The following is a 17796-nucleotide window of genomic DNA, read 5'->3' on the forward strand; positions in this document are numbered from 1 at the left end:
TAAAATTAAGAATTTTTATGTATATATATTTAAAAAATGTAGGTTTAGTCCTGTCTTTATGTATGGCTGTGAGTTTTTCAGTTGCCACTTATGCCAAACAGAAAAGTATTTCATGGCTAGATAGTCAAATAAATAAAGATCCCGAAGTTGTTGCGGCTAAAGAGTTACTTAATGCAAGTAGTCATAGAGCCAAAGGTTTAACTCAAGCCGTTTATAACCCAGAGCTAGAAGCTAGTTATGAAAAAGAAGGTGATTTTGATAATTACTCCATTGGTATCAGCCAAACAATTGATTTCTGGGATAAGCAATCAGCAAATAAAAGCATTGGTGAAATTGATGTCTATGTAAACCAGCAACAATTGTTATCTTTACTCGATTCTAAAAAGGCTAACGCTTTAACTGCATTAGTTAATTGGCAAGCAGCAAAAGAAGCTGCTCAGTTACTTTCAGAAAGAGAAGAGCAATTGCAAACGCTCTTTGGCATTGTTGAAGATAAGCGAAAAGCCGGACTTTTAGAGCCACTTGACGCTGAATTGGTCTATTTAAACTTGTCCCAAATTTTCAGTGAAATATCTGAGTCGCAAATTGCTTTGAAAAATGCAGAGGTAAATGTTCAGGAGTTATTGCCTGATTGGACGCCTAATACTACCAATTTGTTTTCATTTACTTTTGGAGCAACAAACTATTCATTTAACTCTCAGTGGGTTGAGGAACATCCAAAAGTTAAACTCGCTAGAGCGCAATGGAAGATAAAACAATCTAAAGCTCAACTAACCACTATGGAATCTAAAGCTAATCCAACCATTGGCGTTAGCGCAGGGAAAAATGGAGATGAAGACTTGGTTGGTGTGACTTTATCAATTCCTTTAAACATCAGGAATAACTATTCAGATACGGTTAAAGCCGCTTATTCAGAAGCCATTGCAGCAGAAGCTAACTTTCGATCGGTATATCGAAAGCAGTCTTTTGAAGCAAAAGCTAAATATGAATCGCTTAATATCAGTAAAAAATACTATGAGCAATGGCGAAAACTCACACAAGGCAGATTAGATAGCAGTGCGAATTTATTAAATAAGCGCTGGGAAGCTGGTGACATTAATACGTCTGACTACCTACTTGCATTAAATCAACGCGCGGAAGGGCTTCATGCAGGAATACGTTTGGAAAATCAATTCAAGCTTGCAGAAATATCCTTCGTTTTAAGTATGGGTCAGTTATCAAAATTTGAGATTTGAACGCTTTATTTTTTCAGTAGCGAAAAACGAAATCTTAAATTTATCAAAAATATAGGTTAAAAAAATGAATACAATATTTAGTAAAAAATTATTAGCCGTAGTAATTAGCAGCCTGTTAGTTGGGTTTACTACAAATCATGACGCTTTTGCACAGTCGTCAGATGGAACTGGTTCTGTCACAAACGTTTCGAAACAAGAAGAAAAAGAACATCAAGATGAGCATGAACACGAAAAGGGACATGAAGAAGATAAAGGTGACCATGACGAGCACGGCCATGAAGGTGGTAATAGAGAGGGAGAAGAAGAACATGAAGAAGGTATCACTATTGATCCAAAGAAGATGTCGCTTGCTAACATTAAAGTGGAAAGTGTTAAGCCTGAATATCAATTTAGCTCCGTATATGCACCTGGCGAAATAAAAGCTAATGGCTATAAAAGTTATGTGGTATCACCACGTACAGAGTCAGTCATTATCAGTCGCCATGCAGCGCTTGGCGAGTATGTAGAAATAGGTCAGAAGTTAGTTACATTATTTAGTGAAGCAATGGCACAAGCACAAGCTGACTATTTAATCGCTTCAACCGAATGGCAACGTGTAAAAAAGCTGGGTAATAAGACGGTGAGTGAAAGTCGATTATTACAAGCTGAAACAACATACAATGCGAGCTATGGCAAGCTCATTGCTTTAGGGTTAACTGAAAAAGCAATAAATGGTATTTCTAACAAAGACATTAAAGCATTTGGACAATATGCATTAACGGCGCACCGTGAAGGTGTCGTGCTTCAAGACGACTTTATCCAAGGGCAACGTGTTGATGCTGGGGATTCAGTAATGTTGTTAGCAGATGAAAAACAACTATGGGTTGAAGCAAAAGTTTCTCCAAATAAAAAGCTGAATTTATCAATTGACTCTCCTGCGGTACTTAAATTAGAAGGCCAGAGTTACAATGCCAAAGTTATCCAAGAAGCCCATACAATTGACCCTATTACTCGTACTCGAATTATTAGGTTAGGAGTAGATAATTCGGATGATAATCTTCATTCAGGCATGTTTGTAAAAGTTTACTTTCAGTTTGCCACAAAGCAGAAAGTGATGGCTGTGCCAGAAGAAGCATTGATCCGCAGCGCAGATGGTGATTGGACAGTATTTGTCGAAGACCACCCTGGAGAATTTAAAGCTGTAGAAATAGAACTAGGCCGAGCCTTAGGTGGTTTTAGAGAAATCATTGGCCTTGATAGTGGAACGCGAATTGTAACTAAAGGCGCATTTTTTGTTGCGTCTGAAATCGCTAAAGGCGGATTTGATCCGCACAACCACTAGGGAGCAAGACTATGTTTAATAAAATAATAGATTGGTCTGTTAATAATAGACTCCTGATTTTGATTGCGCTGTTTGCCACTATGGTTGGTGCAGTTATGGTGATCCCAAAATTAAATTTGGATGCCTTTCCTGATGTTACTAATGTTCAAGTTGCTGTAAATACTGAAGCGCCAGGACTGGCTGCTGAAGAAGTTGAACAACTCATTACGTACCCCATTGAAGCGGTAATGTATGCCCTACCTGATGTAGAACAAGTGCGCTCAATTTCTAAAACAGGCTTGTCTGGCGTTACGGTTGTTTTCAAAGAAGGCACCGACATTTACTTTGCAAGACAACTCGTATTTGAGCGTCTTCAAGCCGCAAAAGAACTGATACCAGAAGGTGTCGGCACACCCGAAATGGGACCAAACACCTCTGGGCTGGGCCAAGTATTTCAGTATCTTCTTATTTCAGATAAAGGTGCAGGTTATGATGCTATGGCGCTTCGAAGCCTTAACGATTGGATTGTTAAGTTACTCGTTATGCCTGTCGATGGAGTCACTGATGTATTATCTTTTGGTGGTAATGTTAGGCAATACCAAGTCAATGTCGATCCATCTAAGCTCTTAGCATATGAACTAACGCAAGAAGACGTTGTTGGTGCCCTAGATAACAACAATGCGAATGTTGGCGGATGGTACATGAACCGTGGGCAAGAGCAGCTTGTGATTAGAGGCACAGGCTGGTTTGAGAGTGGTGAGGCTGGCATCAGTAATATCAAACAAGTTCCCGTTAAAACAGTAGATGGTACGGTTGTTACGGTTTCAGATATTGCTAAAGTTGAAATGGGCAGTGAAATTCGTCAAGGTGCTGTCACCATGACGCGCAAAACCGAAGACGGTAAAGTCGAAAATTTAGGCGAAGTTGTCTCTGGCATTGTCTTAAAACGCATGGGTTCAAATACTAAAGCCACCATTGATGGTATCAATGCAAGAATTCCATTAATTAATCAAGCATTGCCAAAAGGTGTTCGCTTTGAGCCTTTTTATGATCAGGCTGATTTGATTGAAAAAGCGGTAAATACAGTGGTTGATGCACTATTACTAGCATTTATTTTCATCTGTATTGTATTAGCACTATTTTTAATGAATTTACGTGCAACCTTCTTGGTATTAATATCTATTCCAATTTCAATTGGTATCGCGTTAATGATCATGGCTTGGTGGGGCATTTCTGCAAACCTTATGTCACTGGGTGGCATAGCGGTCGCTATTGGTATGCTTGTAGATGGCTCAGTGGTTATGGTTGAAAATATGTTTAAACATTTAAATAGACCTGACGCGACACATTCGAAATCGGTAAAGGAACGTGTTCCAACTTCTGACGCAGATCCGCACGATGTAGAACACGATGAGCACGGCATTAAATTACGTCTGCAAAATGCAGGTAAAGAAGTGGCTCGTCCGGTATTTTTTGCTGCCTCGATTATTTTAGTCGTATTTGCGCCATTGTTCAGCTTTGAAGGGGTTGAAGCAAAGTTATTCCAACCTATGGCAATAAGCATCATCTTAGCCGTTGTATCTGCGATTGTGGTTGCGTTGTTTATCGTGCCAGCACTGGCAACTTATCTATTTAAATCTGGTGTGAAAGAGAGGGAAAGCTTTGTTCTTAAACCATTAGATAAACTCTACAGAAAAGGGCTTACATTCGCACTAAAACGCACCAAGTTAGTCATTTCAGCCGCACTTATATTAGTTTTCTCTGCCTTTGCATTAGTTCCATTAATTGGTACTGAATTTGTACCTGAGTTAGAAGAAGGGACGATAAACTTAAGAGCAACGCTGGCACCTTCTTCCAGTTTAGATACCGCGCTCACTGTGGCACCAATTCTAGAAGAAAAACTAATGGCTTTTCCTGAAGTAACCTATGCATTAAGCCGAATTGGTCGAGCCGAAATAGGTGGAGATCCAGAGCCTGTGAATAACATAGAAATTTACATAGGGTTGAAGCCTGTTTCTGAGTGGACCAGTGCATCTAATCGATATGAACTTCAAGGGAAAATGGAGAGATCTTTAGAGGAGTTTCCTGGCTTACTACTAAACTTTTCTCAACCTATTGCGACTCGTGTTGATGAGTTACTATCTGGCGTAAAAGCTCAGTTGGCGATAAAGTTATTTGGCCCTGAGTTAGACGTTTTAGCAGCTAAAGGACAAGAGATCGAAGCGGCTATAAAGAGTGTTGATGGTGCAAGAGATGTTGCTCTTGAGCAAATTGCAGGTGAAGCGCAACTTGTCGTAAAACCTAATAGGCAAGAGCTATCGCGCTTTGGACTTTCAGTAGTTGATATAATGGAAGTTGTGCGAGATGGTATTGGAGGGGTTGAAGCTGGACAAATCATCAAAGGCAATGAACGTTATGATATTTACGTGCGTATTGAAGAAGAGTACCGACAAAATAAGGAAGCTATTTCAGATATTCGAATTCAGTCACCAACAGGCGCCTGGGTACGCTTAGGTGATGTTGCAACTGTTTCATTTGAATCAGGTCCTCCTCAAGTAAGGCGCGATGATGTTCAAAGGCGTGTCGTTATTCAAGCAAACGTTCAGAATAGAGATATGGGCAGTGTAGTAGCCGACATCAGAAAAGTTATTGCTGAGAAAGTTGACCTACCTTCAGGCTACTCGGTAGCAATAGGTGGCCAATTCGAAAGCCAGCAGCGTGCTCAAAACAGACTAGCTATCGTAGTACCTCTATCTTTAGCGCTAATTGCATTGTTACTTTACTTTGCTTTTGGCTCTGTTGGTCAAGCTATGCTGATTTTAGTGAATGTGCCACTTGCCGTTATTGGTGGTGTATTTTCTTTGTATCTAACAGATCAGTATTTGTCAGTGCCTAGCTCCGTTGGTTTTATTACGTTATTCGGTGTAGCGGTATTAAATGGTGTTGTAATGGTAGAAAGCATCAACCAACGAATAAAAGATGGTTTAGAGGCTTCCAAGGCAGTTTTTGAAGGAGCAACGTCAAGATTAAGACCTGTACTTATGACAGCAATTACATCTGCATTAGGATTAATCCCAATGCTAATGTCAAATGGTGTAGGTGCTGAAATCCAGCGCCCACTTGCCAGTGTTATTGTAGGTGGCTTGGTAACGGCCACGCTGTTAACACTGTTTGTATTACCTGTTTTATATCGCTGGTTTTCAAGGAAAAAAATTGAGGAGTTGTCTCGTTAACTAAGATAGCCTAACTTAGATTATTCCGTATTAGGTACGTAGCTGATGCGGAATAATTTTATAATGTTACGTGGTAAGAGATGGGTCATTGTCTTGCAGGAAAAATAGATGGTTTGAATAACTGCTATAGTAAAGAAGCTATTTTATTATTCAGCTCTTTAGCTTGTGCGTGATTTAAATTATTTGCTGACTTATTTTGACCAATAGTTTAAGTGACACTTACAGCCTCGTTAGAGGTTTGTTCGATATCTTTTGTGGTTTTTGCTCCATTATCTTTATGCAAGCGTTCAATACCAAAACGAGAGATATTGACCGAATCACTAGTAAGTACGTTAAGATTTGATTTCGTTACGGTATTTAAAAACGGCAGAACACTACTAGCGAAATTAACATTCGCTATATCTGTATTGATAGTCAATGGGTTCATAATCAACATTACGCATTTCCCCTAGTGTCCAATTAAAGTACCTAGTTTGGGAAATCGCCATTTTCTGTATGAGATAACAACACTTGTGATCAGGGAAGAACAAGCTTTTAATGGGCACTTCAGCTTTAAGCTCATTATTTGTGTATATTAGGTAATAGTAGAGGGCGAACTTCTTCCATATTGTTTTGATTAACCAGCACAGCATGAAAGCTCAGATACATCTTTATTAAAGGTTTGAGCACACAGCTTTAACCCTTCAACCATAGTTAGGTATGGAAACAATTGGTTTGCCAAATCTGTAACGGTCATTCGATTGCTAATAGCTAATGCAGCACTTTGTATTAACTCTCCACCTTCATGCGCTAATATCTGTGCCCCAATAATACGCTCACTTTTACTCTCAGCAACTAACTTAATAAAGCCATCAGTTTCAAAGTTAGCTAATGCCCTTGGCACGTTTTCCATATCCAAAACTCGACTAATAACATCAAGCCCTTTAGATATAGCTTGCTCTTCTGATAAACCTACAGTTGCAACTTGTGGGTCAGTGAAAATCACAGCAGGCATGGTAGATAAATCAAGTATAGCATCACCACCTGTCATATTTATTCCTGCTCTACTTCCTGCTGCCGCTGCTACATAAACAAATTGAGGCATGTTAGAGCAATCACCTGCTGCATAGATATTCGCTATTGATGTCTCCATGCGTTTATTGACTTTGATCGCTCCATTCATTTCTGTTTCAACACCAATACTGTCCAAGCCAAGTTTACCTGTATTAGCAAAGCGACCTGTGGATATTAGTAATTTTCTGGCTGTTAATGTTCCCTCATTAGTACCTAATGAGAATAGACTTCCATCATGGCTTACATTATTAGCCTGCGTATTATCTAGGATTTTGATACCTTCATTTTCAAAGCACTCTTTAAGCTTTTCACCTAATAGCGGATCTTCTGAATACAATAATGTATGTCGTGCTAATACAGTTACACAGGTCCCTAAACGAGCATAGGCTTGAGCTATTTCTAGCGCAACAACTGAAGAACCGATGACTATTAAGCTTTCGGGTAACTCTTGTTCAAATAGTGCTTCTGTTGATGTCCAGTAAGGGGTATCTTCCAATCCCTTAATTGGCGGAATTGACGGAGTTGAGCCAGTGGCTATCAATATCCGATCGGCAAGTAGTTCTTCATTAGAGCCATCTGATTTTTGGATGGTCAATGTATTTTCGTTTTTAAAACTTGCATAGCCTTTAATCAAAGATAATGCCGAGTTTTTCTTTAGAATACTTTCATATTTAGCTTCGCGTAGCTCTTCAACACGAGACTTTTGTTGATGGGCTAGCAGAGCACGGCTTATTTGAGGATTATTATTCTCAAGCCCATCAAAAGGGTTTCTTCGTTGTTGGTGCGCTAATTGTGCAGCACGAATTAAAATTTTTGATGGAACGCATCCTACGTTGACACAGCAGCCGCCAATAACATCTGATCCTTCAATAATTGTGACTCTAGCACCATTTTCTGCGGCTTTTATCGCACAAGCAAAGGCACCAGAGCCGCTACCAATAATTGCAACATGTAGCTGGTCGCTTTCACTCTTAGAGCAACAACTTGTTGAGCATTGATCCGAAGACATAATAATTCCTTAATTTTTTTACTGCTATTGAAATTCAGTGCCTTTGTTTTGGCTAAATGTATTAACAAGCAGTCTTATGCCAAATCTTACTTGGTAGTTCTTACTTTTGCTGGGTAGCCAATATTTGTAGACGCTAATGCAATCGTTTCAATGCTGGTCTTGTTCGGATCAAATAAAACTGTTGCTGTTTTTGCATCATAATCAACTGTAGCTTTTACAACGCCATCTACTTTCTCCATCGCCTTACGCACAGTTATATGACACATCTTGCAGGTCATTTTCTCAATCGAGAAAACTTTAGTAGTTACCTCTTGAGTAGCAACATTACTGGTTACTTCAGAATGTTGCATGGCTAGCGTGTTGCCAAACATAAATATTGAGCTTAATAGTATTGAAACGTTAACTAGTTTTTTCATTGTTGTGCCTCTTTTTAATATCTGTTTAAAATTAACTGGATTTGTTAAATCGTATTCTCATCAGTCAGTTTTTGTTAATCACTTTTCTATTAAGTAATAATGTAATCTGCGTAATAGGGAAAGCTCATCATCACGATAAGAATTATGCTTACAAGCCAAAATATAATGCGCTGATTCTTCAATACTTTAGGGTTTTCGCAAACTGAACCTTCCTCACATTTTTGAGGAACTATATATAATTTATAAAAAACTACGCCTAAAACAATAAGGGTAATCGCGGTAAAGTACCCGCTATAAGGTTCCATTGCAGTGAGGTTACCTACCCAAGCACCACCCAAGCCAAGTGATAGCAATAACAGAGGTCCAATACAGCATGCAGACGCGCCTAAACCAGCGACAATTGCTAATAGTAAAGAACGATTTGGAGTTGAAGAACTCGACATAATTAAATCTCATATAAGGTTAATATAAGATAGTTTACACTCTGGGGTATGGCACAGAGTCAAGAGCTTAATAAATAATTTTATGAGAAAGGTAGAAGTGTTATTTTTCTAAAAAGCCTTTTTGAGATAATCCATCGATGAAGCCACAGTGACTAGTATCATCAGTATGACAAGATGATATTAAGTCGTCCAATGCTGTTTGAATAGTGAGTAAGCCAGCGATTTTCTGTTGGATTTCATTCCGTTTTTCTTTTGCTAAGCTTTGAACATCACGACAATGTTGATCACCCAAGATTAGCAACTGTTTTATTTCCTCTAATGAAAAGCCAAGTTGCTGAGCACGTTTTATAAATCGAATTCGATCTACACTTGTATCTGGGTAATGACGAAAACCGCCTAGAGGCTTTTCAGGCTCGATTATCAAACCTTTGCGCTGATAATGCCTTATTGTCTCAATATTAACATTAGCAGCTTTTGCGAGTCGGCCAATGGTTAATGGCGGATTGTTTTTAGTCATTTATACTGCCTTTAAATTAGTTTGTATTTATAGTGCAGAATTGAAAAGGTATTAGGTAGTAAACGTACTATAAACTGCTTTTCATATTATCAAAAGTGAAATTTATTGTAATAATAGGCAAGGCTTTGTGTGCTAGAGCATGTGATGTTAGGCCGCATCAAAGAGTCCAGCTCACACTAATATGAAGAAACGGATATACTTTGAATAGATAGTAAATTCGCGTAGCGAATGTGTACCAATAAAATTTACTCGACAAAAAGAGCGTGGGCTTTTTGTTGCGTATTTTTGTATTGGTGAATACATGTCGCTTAAAAATGAAGACTTGCTTAACAATGTTAAAAGGCAAGCAAAAAGGCTTTCGAAAATTTATCTATTCCGCTTGGGCAAGCCCAATAAATGTAGTTCTATACTTTTGTGGCTGTGAGAACTATAGACAGTTAATTTCTCTATTGAAGTCTGACCTCCTTGAAAATCTAAACCTGATATTAGCAGTTTTACTCTCAAAAGCAGAAGACTGCCTTCTAAAATTTCTCAACACTGATATGAATAATACTTTGTCTCGCTTTTAATAAGGGTTGAAAATATAAAAATAAATGAAAATACTGTTGTTGAAATTTTCGGTATTGAACTAACTGATTTTAAAAGAAAAGTAGAATAAAATCCTTTTAAATTATACAGATATGTATAATTGCGCCCTGTTTACAACAACATTTTACTCATTTATATTAGCAAAAAAGGCTGAACGGACAGCCTATGCCTACACATATTTAATTTATATTTAAGTATGAACGATGAAGCGGAGCATCCGTAAAAATTTGGTTTTCATAATTAACAAACTGGCGTTAGTAGGCTGTTGTTTGTTTTAATTTATGGATAACTAGATGATTTCAGCTCTTACCTTAAGTCACAAATTGAGACTTCAATCGAAATTTCTCGCTAACTCACTCAATCTACCTCAAGATCATGGAAAGGATTTATTAGCCAGGGCAATATATTGTACTCCTAATTATGATTCTTTAACTGAACTACTCTTTAAAGAGATGTGTGGTGCGAAAATTTTTGGGACAATTCAACATCACTGGTTAAAGTACCTTCTGATCTGTGAATGTGAGGATCAATTGCTTATTGATGATCTACATAAAAGCATTGAGTTTATGGCAAAACGCCTTGAAGGAATGGTAGTCATTAATGTAAGCAAGGTTCGATTAATTTCTATTCTTTATGAGCTATTCGGTTTAGGAAATGAATCGAAATACATTATTGAAGCGCCAAGTGAGTTTAGTCTTGACTGGAAACCTTATTTTAAAACGTTGAACAATAACGAAGCAATTCTTTATTGTGATTTCAAAATTAATCAAATTGCATATCGACTAATTGCGACTACTTTTTATCCGAAAAATTTTAGAGAAAATAATTTTGATGAATCATTAGTCAAAAATCTTGAACAGGATAATGAAGATTCGGAAATTGCCATAGCTGAAAGTCCATTTATAGACGAGCATAAAAGCTGGTTTTTAAATACAGTTAACTTTTTTACCAATTTTGATTCATTTTGTGATGATGAAGTTCCTTATGTATTTCACATTGAAGGAAAAAGGTACGCGGTATATGGTTTTCCTTTATCCCCAAGTTTAACAGAAGAAATCAACAGTAATTTACCAACACTTAAAATATCAATTAGAGATATTCCAGAGAAGCAGGTTTTTATATTTTATTTTGAGCAGCAAAGGCTGATATTCGAATGTATTCATGTTGAATCACCCGCTATGTCTATGATCAATTATTGTGAATTTAGTAATGGCATTAAAGAAACACTGCTAAACCATAAAGACGCACGAAAACTCCCAATCATTCTTCATCAATCATATTTCTCCGCAAGTATTCGACCATTTTGTGATATGGATTACTTGGAGAATTCTATATGAATGAGATGCTTCTAAAGAACGTTTTAATATTACGATTACCTAAGTAATCGTAATATTAAAACGAGAATTATTTAAAATATTCTCGAAAATGAAATCAATTTACCTATTATGTATTTCAATAGACCCATGAGAAAGTTGAGGTGAAGAATTCATTAGGATTTTTTGATATTCCTCTTTAACTAATGGCTCTTTTGATGAAACTGAAAGAATAGCGTTTGTTCTAATTGGCTATGTTCCAAACATTGATATCATTAATAACAGTTTATTGAGCACTAATTGCAGTAGATATTTCCTCTAAAGTTGAAATATCTACTGATTTATCTAAAAGGGGTTTTGTGCTCATCCCCTCGAAATCACTAAGAATCTATTTGTACGAAAAGTTCGTTTATAAAATTTAAATCATGCTTCAGATTTAAATCTTTTTATATGCCAATGCTTGTATATGTGATTTTTCATATATATAATAATTCACATGCAAATAACTAAGGTTTCATATGAAAAGCCTAAAAAATAAAAAAATCCTTTTCCTTTGCACTGCAAACTCGGCTAGATCTCAAATGGCTGAAGCGTTATTGCGGCATAAAGCGGGAGACATATTTAATGTTTTTAGTGCAGGTACTAAACCTGATGCCGTTGATGTTCGTGCGATTGATGCTTTAGAAAAGTTTGGCTTAGATACTAACGATTTAGTGTCTAAAAGTGTGAATGTCTTTGAAGGTCAAGTATTTGATTATTAAGCGACAATTACGGTGGCCGGTCTAGCGACAATTATCTTGGCCGGTTGATCTGATAAGGTTCGGTACAGCAGAACGGAGGAGTTCACTGTGCCGGGAACACGAATCACTGATCAGCAGGTCACTATTTATATGAAACATAGAAAGCGTAATAGCCAAGTTATCGCGGCTGCGAAAGCAGGTATTTCTGAACGTTCAGCAAGGCGCATTGATAAACTGGATGAGCAGCCATTGTCTAATAAACGCCAATGGCGAACACGTATAGATCCACTTGAATCTATCTGGGACAGTATTGTTGTCCCTCTACTTCAAGGTGATGCTACGTTAACTCCAGTGGGAATTTTTGATCATCTTTGCGAGTTTCACACCGACAAATTTAACCCGAGCTCACGGCGTACATTAGAGCGTCGAATTCATAAATGGCGGGCACTGTATGGCTCAAGCAAAGAGGTCGTATTCCTGCAAACACACGAGTATGGCCTATTAGGTATATGTGATTTCACACATGTGAAGTCACCCGTTACCATTGCTAGTGAACCCCTTAAGCATATGTTGTTTCATTATCGTATGCCCGCCAGTGGCTGGGCTTACGCCCAAGTGATTTACGGCGGTGAAAGCTTTGCTGCTTTTTCTGATGGTGTGCAAAACGCATTTAAAGCAGCCGGCGGTGTGCCTAAAGAAGTGCGTACAGACAGTCTCAGTGCCGCCTATCGTAATCATACTAATGATAATGATTTTACAGAGCGCTTTAATGAGCTAGTTATCCATTATGGCTTTAAAGCGACCCGTAATAACCGCGGTATTGCGCATGAAAATGGGGCTATTGAGAGCCCTCATGGGCATCTTAAATCGCAACTGGAGCAAGCATTAAAAATCCGTGGTAGTTATGACTTTCAGACAAGAGAAGTCTATGAATCGTTTGTTGCAGACATTGTTGCTCGCCGTAATCGCCGTGTAAGTGATAAGTACGCAGTAGAGCAGCGACAATTACACGCTTTACCACGGACGATGAGCGTCAATTACACCGAGCATTATCTAACGGTGTCACGTACGAGTACTATTTCATTGAAACGTGTTACCTATAGCGTCCCGTCACGCCTTATTGGTAGCCGATTACTTGTTCGTTTATATGACAACCGCTTAGAGCTGCGCTATGGCAGCGATTTAGTTCAAACGTTAGCGCGTGTCTATGCTTCTAAAGGGTGCCGTGCACGCAATATTAGTTACTTGCATGTTATTGACGCATTGGTTAAAAAACCATTGGCATTTCGCTACTCACAACTACGTGACGACTTACTCCCAAGCGACAATTACAAAGCTATTTGGGAATACGTTAATACTCATCTTTTAGCGGATGAAGCGAGCTATTACATGGTAAAACTGCTCCATTTAGCAAAACAAAGTGGGTGTGAACGTCAATTAGGACGATTTGTAGCAGTGTCAATTACTCAGCGACAATTACCGGCCATCCGAGAATGTGAAGCGCAATTTTTAGTGATTGCATCAAACATACCCACAATAAAAATAAAGCAACACAGCTTGAGCGCTTATAGCAGCATGATACCGGGAGGTCTACATGGATAACTTCACGGCCTCGTTACCTTTAATGCTGAAACAATTAAAGCTTAGCACCATGCTTCAACAGTGGAATACCCTGGGAAAAAAAGCGATGGAAGAACAATGGAGCCCGCAGCAATACTTGTCTGAGCTGTGCCATGTTGAACTTGCGACACGCGATGACAAACGCCTTCAGCGGCTTTTAAAAGATGCAAAATTGCCAATGGGTAAACACCTTAGCAGCTTCGACTTTACCCTTGTTGATGGGGTTAGTAAGCCCCTTGTTGCTGATTTAATAAATCAGCCGGATTGGTTGAAGCACGGTGGCAATATATTGTTATTTGGCGCCAGTGGTCTTGGTAAAACGCATATCGCCAGTAGCATCGGTTATGGCCTTATCGAGCAGGGCCATAAAGTTAAGTTCGTTGCCGCGTCAGCGATTGTTCAACAACTCCAGCAAGCAAAGCGACATTTACGCTTGCAAGACGAACTTGTAAAGCTCGATAAATACAGCTTATTAATCGTTGATGACGTTGGTTACGTTCGAAAAACTGAACAGGAAACGAGCGTGCTGTTTGAATTGATAGCCCATCGCTATGAGCGACACAGCATGATCATCACATCAAACAAATCATTTGAGCAATGGGATGAACTATTTGAAGATTCAACGATGACAGTCGCGGCAATCGATCGTTTGGTTCATCATGCCACGATTATTCATTGTGAAGGTGACAGCTACCGACGCAAAACAGCGCTCAATAAGAGTAAATAAAATTCGGTATCAACCGGCCAAGATAATTGACGCGGAACCGGCCAAGTTAATTGACGCTAGATAATTTGATTACGTCATTACACTATGCGATAAAGCTAATAATGAATGTCGCAGCTACCCTAATGCCGTTAAGCAGTTAGCTTGGGATTTTCCCGATCCAAAAGAGCGTTCTGGTAGTAACCCTTTTTCTACAACATTAAACGAGCTTAACAACCGTCTATCTATGTTTATTTTGGTTGAAGAAAAGGACGCTAAGATCAGTTGTGGTGATACAAAAACCTCAATTGATGTCAAAAGTGACGAATTTGACCCCATCTCCTTTTATAAAAGCCTAACTGATGATATCCGACTGAAAACGTTAATGTTGACGCATTATCATGGTGAGCTTTGCGTTTGTGAGTTAATGGAAGCGATGGAAGAAGATAGCCAGCCCAAAGTATCACGTAATTTAGCTGTTTTGAAAAAAGCTAAAGTGATAACTGATAGAAAGCACGGTCAGTGGGTGTTTTATCGTATCAATCCTGACTTACCGTTATGGGCTAAATCTGTGATTGCACAAACAACAGAGAATAATGTTCCTCTGGTTAGTAACGAACTTCAGCGTTTAGCTAATATGCAAAATAGACCTAATCGAGCAAATTTCTGTAAATAAATTTTCTATAAAGAATGAGTAAAGGATTGAATAATGGGTATTTTTGAGCGTTATTTATCGGTTTGGGTTGGCTTAAGCATTGTGCTTGGTGTGGTATTAGGCTTATGGCAACCTGATGCTTTTCAAGTGATTGCCAACTTTGAGATTGCACACGTTAACATTGTAGTCGCTGTTTTCATCTGGGTGATGATTTATCCCATGATGGTTCAAATTGATTTTTCAGCGATAAAAGATGTGGGTAAAAACCCTAAAGGGCTTGTGTTAACTATTGTCATAAACTGGTTGGTTAAACCTTTCACCATGGCTGGTTTAGGTTGGTTTTTCTTTACTTTCCTTTTTGCTGATTTAGTTGATCCTGCATCTGCACAAGAATACATCGCTGGCATGATTTTATTGGGCGTAGCCCCTTGTACTGCAATGGTATTTGTATGGTCACAGTTAACGAAAGGTGATCCGAACTATACATTGGTTCAAGTATCAGTAAATGATGTGATCATGATCTTTGCTTTCGCACCTATCTCGGCATTTTTACTTGGTGTAAGTGATATTCAAGTTCCTTGGGAAACGTTGATGATTTCTGTAGTGCTTTATGTTTTGCTGCCTTTAATTGCAGGAGTAGTGACTCGTAAAATCCTGAATAATGGTAATGGTGAACAATCATTAAATGAATTGTTATCAACATTAAAGCCTTGGTCGGTTATCGGCCTGTTAGCAACAGTGGTGTTATTATTTGGATTTCAAGCAAATACCATCATTTCTGAACCTGAAACCATTGGCTTAATTGCCATTCCTCTAATGATCCAAACATACGGTATTTTCATTATCGCGTACTTAGCAGCAAAATGGATGAGACTACCACATAACATAGCGGCTCCAGCATGTTTGATAGGTACATCTAACTTCTTTGAATTAGCGGTTGCGGTGGCTATATCCCTTTTTGGTTTACATTCTGGAGCAGCTTTGGCGACCGTTGTTGGGGTATTGGTTGAAGTGCCTGTTATGTTGTCATTAGTTTATATTATTAACCGTACACAAGGCTGGTTTGGGGAAAGCCATGTTTGAGGTATTTACTGACTTAGCCACATGGTTAGTCGTTGATGTTTTTGGATTGTCGAAAGCAACAAAATTAGGCGATGCACTTCATTTTTTTATTGAAGACACCACCAAAATTTTCTTTTTATTACTAGTGATGATTTACGTCATTGCATTGATAAGAGCATCAATAAATGTAGAGCGTGTTCGTGATTATTTAGCCGATAAACATAAAGGTGTCGGTTACATATTAGGCTCTAGTTTTGGCGCAATAACCCCTTTTTGTTCCTGTTCAAGTATTCCTGTATTTTTAGGTTTTACGTCAGCAGGTATTCCTGTTGGCATCACTATGTCATTTCTCATTACCTCTCCGCTAATCAATGAAGTTGCGGTCTTGCTGTTACTAAGCTTATTAGGATGGAAATTCACGTTACTGTATGTGGTTGTTGGTATGTCTGTTGGGATTTTAGGCGGTATTTTCCTTGATGCTATTAGGGCTGAGCGCTGGTTGCAATCCTTTGCTGCGAAAGCTTTAGAGCGTGGTCAAAAGGCTTCCTCTACAGTTCAATCCAAACAGGTTGAAAGCTTGTCTTTAAAAGAGCGACATACCTTTGCCAAAGAGGAAATGTTAGAGATTTTTGGCCGAGTATGGAAATGGGTGATCATTGGTGTTGGGCTAGGCTCTGCGTTACATGGTTTTGTTCCTGATGGCTGGATTGAAGAGCATTTAGGTAATGGTCAATGGTGGTCAGTTCCATCTGCCGTATTATTAGGTATACCTTTATATTCCAATGCCACAGGTGTAATTCCTGTGATGGAAAGTTTAATTAAACAAGGACTTCCTATTGGAACAACACTCGCCTTTTGTATGAGTACTGTGGCAGCAAGTTTTCCTGAATTTATTTTATTAAAACAAGTAATGCAGTGGCGATTACTAGTAGTACTTTTTGCACTTCTACTCGTTGCATTTACGTTAATTGGTTGGATTTTTAATTATCTGACCCCCTTTATTTAAGGAAAAATCATGAAAGAAATAAAAGTATTAGGTACTGGTTGTGCAAAATGTACAAAAACCATTGAAGTTATTGCAAAAATAGCTACTGAATTAAATGTAGATGTACACGTAATCAAAGAAACTGATCCTGAAGTAATTATGGGGTATGGCGTAATGAGTACTCCTGCTGTAATTATTGATGAAGTTAATGTGCATAGTGGCTCTATTCCCCACCGTCAAGAGATTGAATTATGGTTACAGCAATAGCAAAAGTTAACTGTTTAAATGATGGAAATTTACTCGAAGAGATAACATCTACTATCCAACATGAATTTAATGTTTCTCACGTCACCATTCAAATAGAAAGTAAACCTTATGCAAATAACTGTAAATCAATACATTGCACAGATAATTAACGATAGGAAAAATAATGTCACATCCTTTTGATATTTTGGCACTTGAAAACGGTAGCCAACTTATATTTACCCCGTGCCCAGGCACGAAAGATTCTATTTTAGTTGAGTCTATATCAACACTTAAACAAGCAGGTACTAACATGCTTATTACGTTGATGTTTGACGAAGAAATGGAAAAAAACAATGCACTCTCTTTACCAACTGAATGTGAAAAGCAAGGAATTGAGTGGGTTCAATTACCCATTTTAGATGATGCTGCCCCAAGCCAAGCCTTTGAATCTCAGTGGGATGCTCAAAAGGCTAACATTTTAGAGGTGATAAATAACAAGGGCACCATTGCTGTTCACTGCAAAGGTGGCTCTGGCAGAACAGGATTAGTGATTGGACTTATACTTTTAGCTTTTGGGTGGTCAGGTGAAAAGGTAATTGAAGCAGTACAGGAAATACGGCCTAAAGCGCTAAAACACCCAGTACAGCTTGATTATTTCAATACTTATTTATAATTTTT

Annotated in this window: 16 protein-coding genes and 1 pseudogene; 12 read left to right on the forward strand and 5 right to left on the reverse strand. The window is 38.4% G+C overall.

Translation table 11 applies throughout. From position 1 onward, the window contains the following. Nucleotides 1-17 precede the first annotated feature (17 nt). The 3 genes from PS1M3_RS07470 (at nucleotide 18) to PS1M3_RS07480 (ending at nucleotide 5768) form a co-directional block, all read left to right on the forward strand. Nucleotides 18-1235 (forward strand): TolC family protein, encoded by a 1218-nt coding sequence (locus tag PS1M3_RS07470; RefSeq protein ID WP_203987082.1) that lies wholly within the window; start codon nucleotides 18-20, stop codon nucleotides 1233-1235. Between the two features lie 64 nt (nucleotides 1236-1299). Beyond that, the gene (locus PS1M3_RS07475) at nucleotides 1300-2556 is read left to right on the forward strand and encodes an efflux RND transporter periplasmic adaptor subunit (protein WP_138765490.1); all 1257 of its coding nucleotides are present in this window, start codon (nucleotides 1300-1302) and stop codon (nucleotides 2554-2556) included. An 11-nt stretch (nucleotides 2557-2567) separates the two neighbouring features. Beyond that, the gene (locus tag PS1M3_RS07480) at nucleotides 2568-5768 is read left to right on the forward strand and encodes an efflux RND transporter permease subunit (protein WP_008131216.1); all 3201 of its coding nucleotides are present in this window, start codon (nucleotides 2568-2570) and stop codon (nucleotides 5766-5768) included. 208 nt (nucleotides 5769-5976) lie between these two features. Here PS1M3_RS07480 and PS1M3_RS07485 read toward each other — a convergent pair whose 3' ends face one another. The 5 genes from PS1M3_RS07485 to merR form a co-directional block, all read right to left on the reverse strand. After that, complete coding sequence (locus tag PS1M3_RS07485) at nucleotides 5977-6204, reverse strand: hypothetical protein (RefSeq protein WP_008131218.1); 228 nt, start codon at nucleotides 6202-6204, stop codon at nucleotides 5977-5979. Nucleotides 6205-6384: 180 nt separating this feature from the next. After that, on the reverse strand, nucleotides 6385-7830 hold the full coding sequence (merA, locus tag PS1M3_RS07490) for a mercury(II) reductase (RefSeq protein WP_203987084.1): 1446 nt from the start codon (nucleotides 7828-7830) through the stop codon (nucleotides 6385-6387). A gap of 86 nt (nucleotides 7831-7916) precedes the next feature. Continuing rightward, entirely contained in the window at nucleotides 7917-8246 is a 330-nt protein-coding gene (locus PS1M3_RS07495; protein WP_203987086.1) for a heavy-metal-associated domain-containing protein, read from the reverse strand. Between the two features lie 89 nt (nucleotides 8247-8335). Then, entirely contained in the window at nucleotides 8336-8689 is a 354-nt protein-coding gene (locus PS1M3_RS07500) for a mercuric transporter MerT family protein (RefSeq protein ID WP_008131225.1), read from the reverse strand. A 100-nt stretch (nucleotides 8690-8789) separates the two neighbouring features. Then, the gene (gene merR, locus PS1M3_RS07505; protein WP_203987088.1) at nucleotides 8790-9206 is read right to left on the reverse strand and encodes an Hg(II)-responsive transcriptional regulator; all 417 of its coding nucleotides are present in this window, start codon (nucleotides 9204-9206) and stop codon (nucleotides 8790-8792) included. An 881-nt stretch (nucleotides 9207-10087) separates the two neighbouring features. Here merR and PS1M3_RS07510 point away from each other — a divergent pair. The 9 genes and pseudogenes from PS1M3_RS07510 (at nucleotide 10088) to PS1M3_RS07550 (ending at nucleotide 17791) form a co-directional block, all read left to right on the forward strand. Next, nucleotides 10088-11131 (forward strand): hypothetical protein, encoded by a 1044-nt coding sequence (locus PS1M3_RS07510; protein ID WP_008113551.1) that lies wholly within the window; start codon nucleotides 10088-10090, stop codon nucleotides 11129-11131. A gap of 494 nt (nucleotides 11132-11625) precedes the next feature. Then, the gene (locus tag PS1M3_RS07515) at nucleotides 11626-11868 is read left to right on the forward strand and encodes a hypothetical protein (protein WP_239104485.1); all 243 of its coding nucleotides are present in this window, start codon (nucleotides 11626-11628) and stop codon (nucleotides 11866-11868) included. Nucleotides 11869-11955: 87 nt separating this feature from the next. Beyond that, nucleotides 11956-13449 (forward strand): IS21 family transposase, encoded by a 1494-nt coding sequence (gene istA, locus PS1M3_RS07520; RefSeq protein WP_203984280.1) that lies wholly within the window; start codon nucleotides 11956-11958, stop codon nucleotides 13447-13449. Beyond that, nucleotides 13442-14194 carry an IS21-like element helper ATPase IstB gene (istB, locus tag PS1M3_RS07525; protein WP_008108712.1) on the forward strand — a complete coding sequence of 251 codons (753 nt, stop codon included), beginning with the start codon at nucleotides 13442-13444 and terminating at the stop codon, nucleotides 14192-14194. Before istA ends, istB begins: the two co-directional genes overlap by 8 nt. 64 nt (nucleotides 14195-14258) lie before the next feature. After that, a pseudogene (locus PS1M3_RS07530) lies at nucleotides 14259-14846 on the forward strand (metalloregulator ArsR/SmtB family transcription factor); the annotation flags it as partial. A gap of 33 nt (nucleotides 14847-14879) precedes the next feature. Then, nucleotides 14880-15908 (forward strand): ACR3 family arsenite efflux transporter, encoded by a 1029-nt coding sequence (gene arsB / locus PS1M3_RS07535; protein ID WP_008113560.1) that lies wholly within the window; start codon nucleotides 14880-14882, stop codon nucleotides 15906-15908. Then, on the forward strand, nucleotides 15901-16893 hold the full coding sequence (locus PS1M3_RS07540; RefSeq protein ID WP_008113562.1) for a permease: 993 nt from the start codon (nucleotides 15901-15903) through the stop codon (nucleotides 16891-16893). The genes arsB and PS1M3_RS07540 overlap by 8 nt, the downstream gene beginning before the upstream one ends. A gap of 9 nt (nucleotides 16894-16902) precedes the next feature. Beyond that, nucleotides 16903-17139: a thioredoxin family protein gene (locus PS1M3_RS07545; protein ID WP_008113564.1), complete on the forward strand. Its 237-nt coding sequence runs from the start codon at nucleotides 16903-16905 to the stop codon at nucleotides 17137-17139. Between the two features lie 163 nt (nucleotides 17140-17302). Further along, entirely contained in the window at nucleotides 17303-17791 is a 489-nt protein-coding gene (locus PS1M3_RS07550; protein ID WP_008113568.1) for a dual specificity protein phosphatase family protein, read from the forward strand. The last annotated feature ends 5 nt before the right edge of the window (nucleotides 17792-17796 follow it).

Source organism: Pseudoalteromonas sp. PS1M3, from assembly GCF_016865405.1.
Lineage (GTDB): Bacteria > Pseudomonadota > Gammaproteobacteria > Enterobacterales > Alteromonadaceae > Pseudoalteromonas > Pseudoalteromonas marina.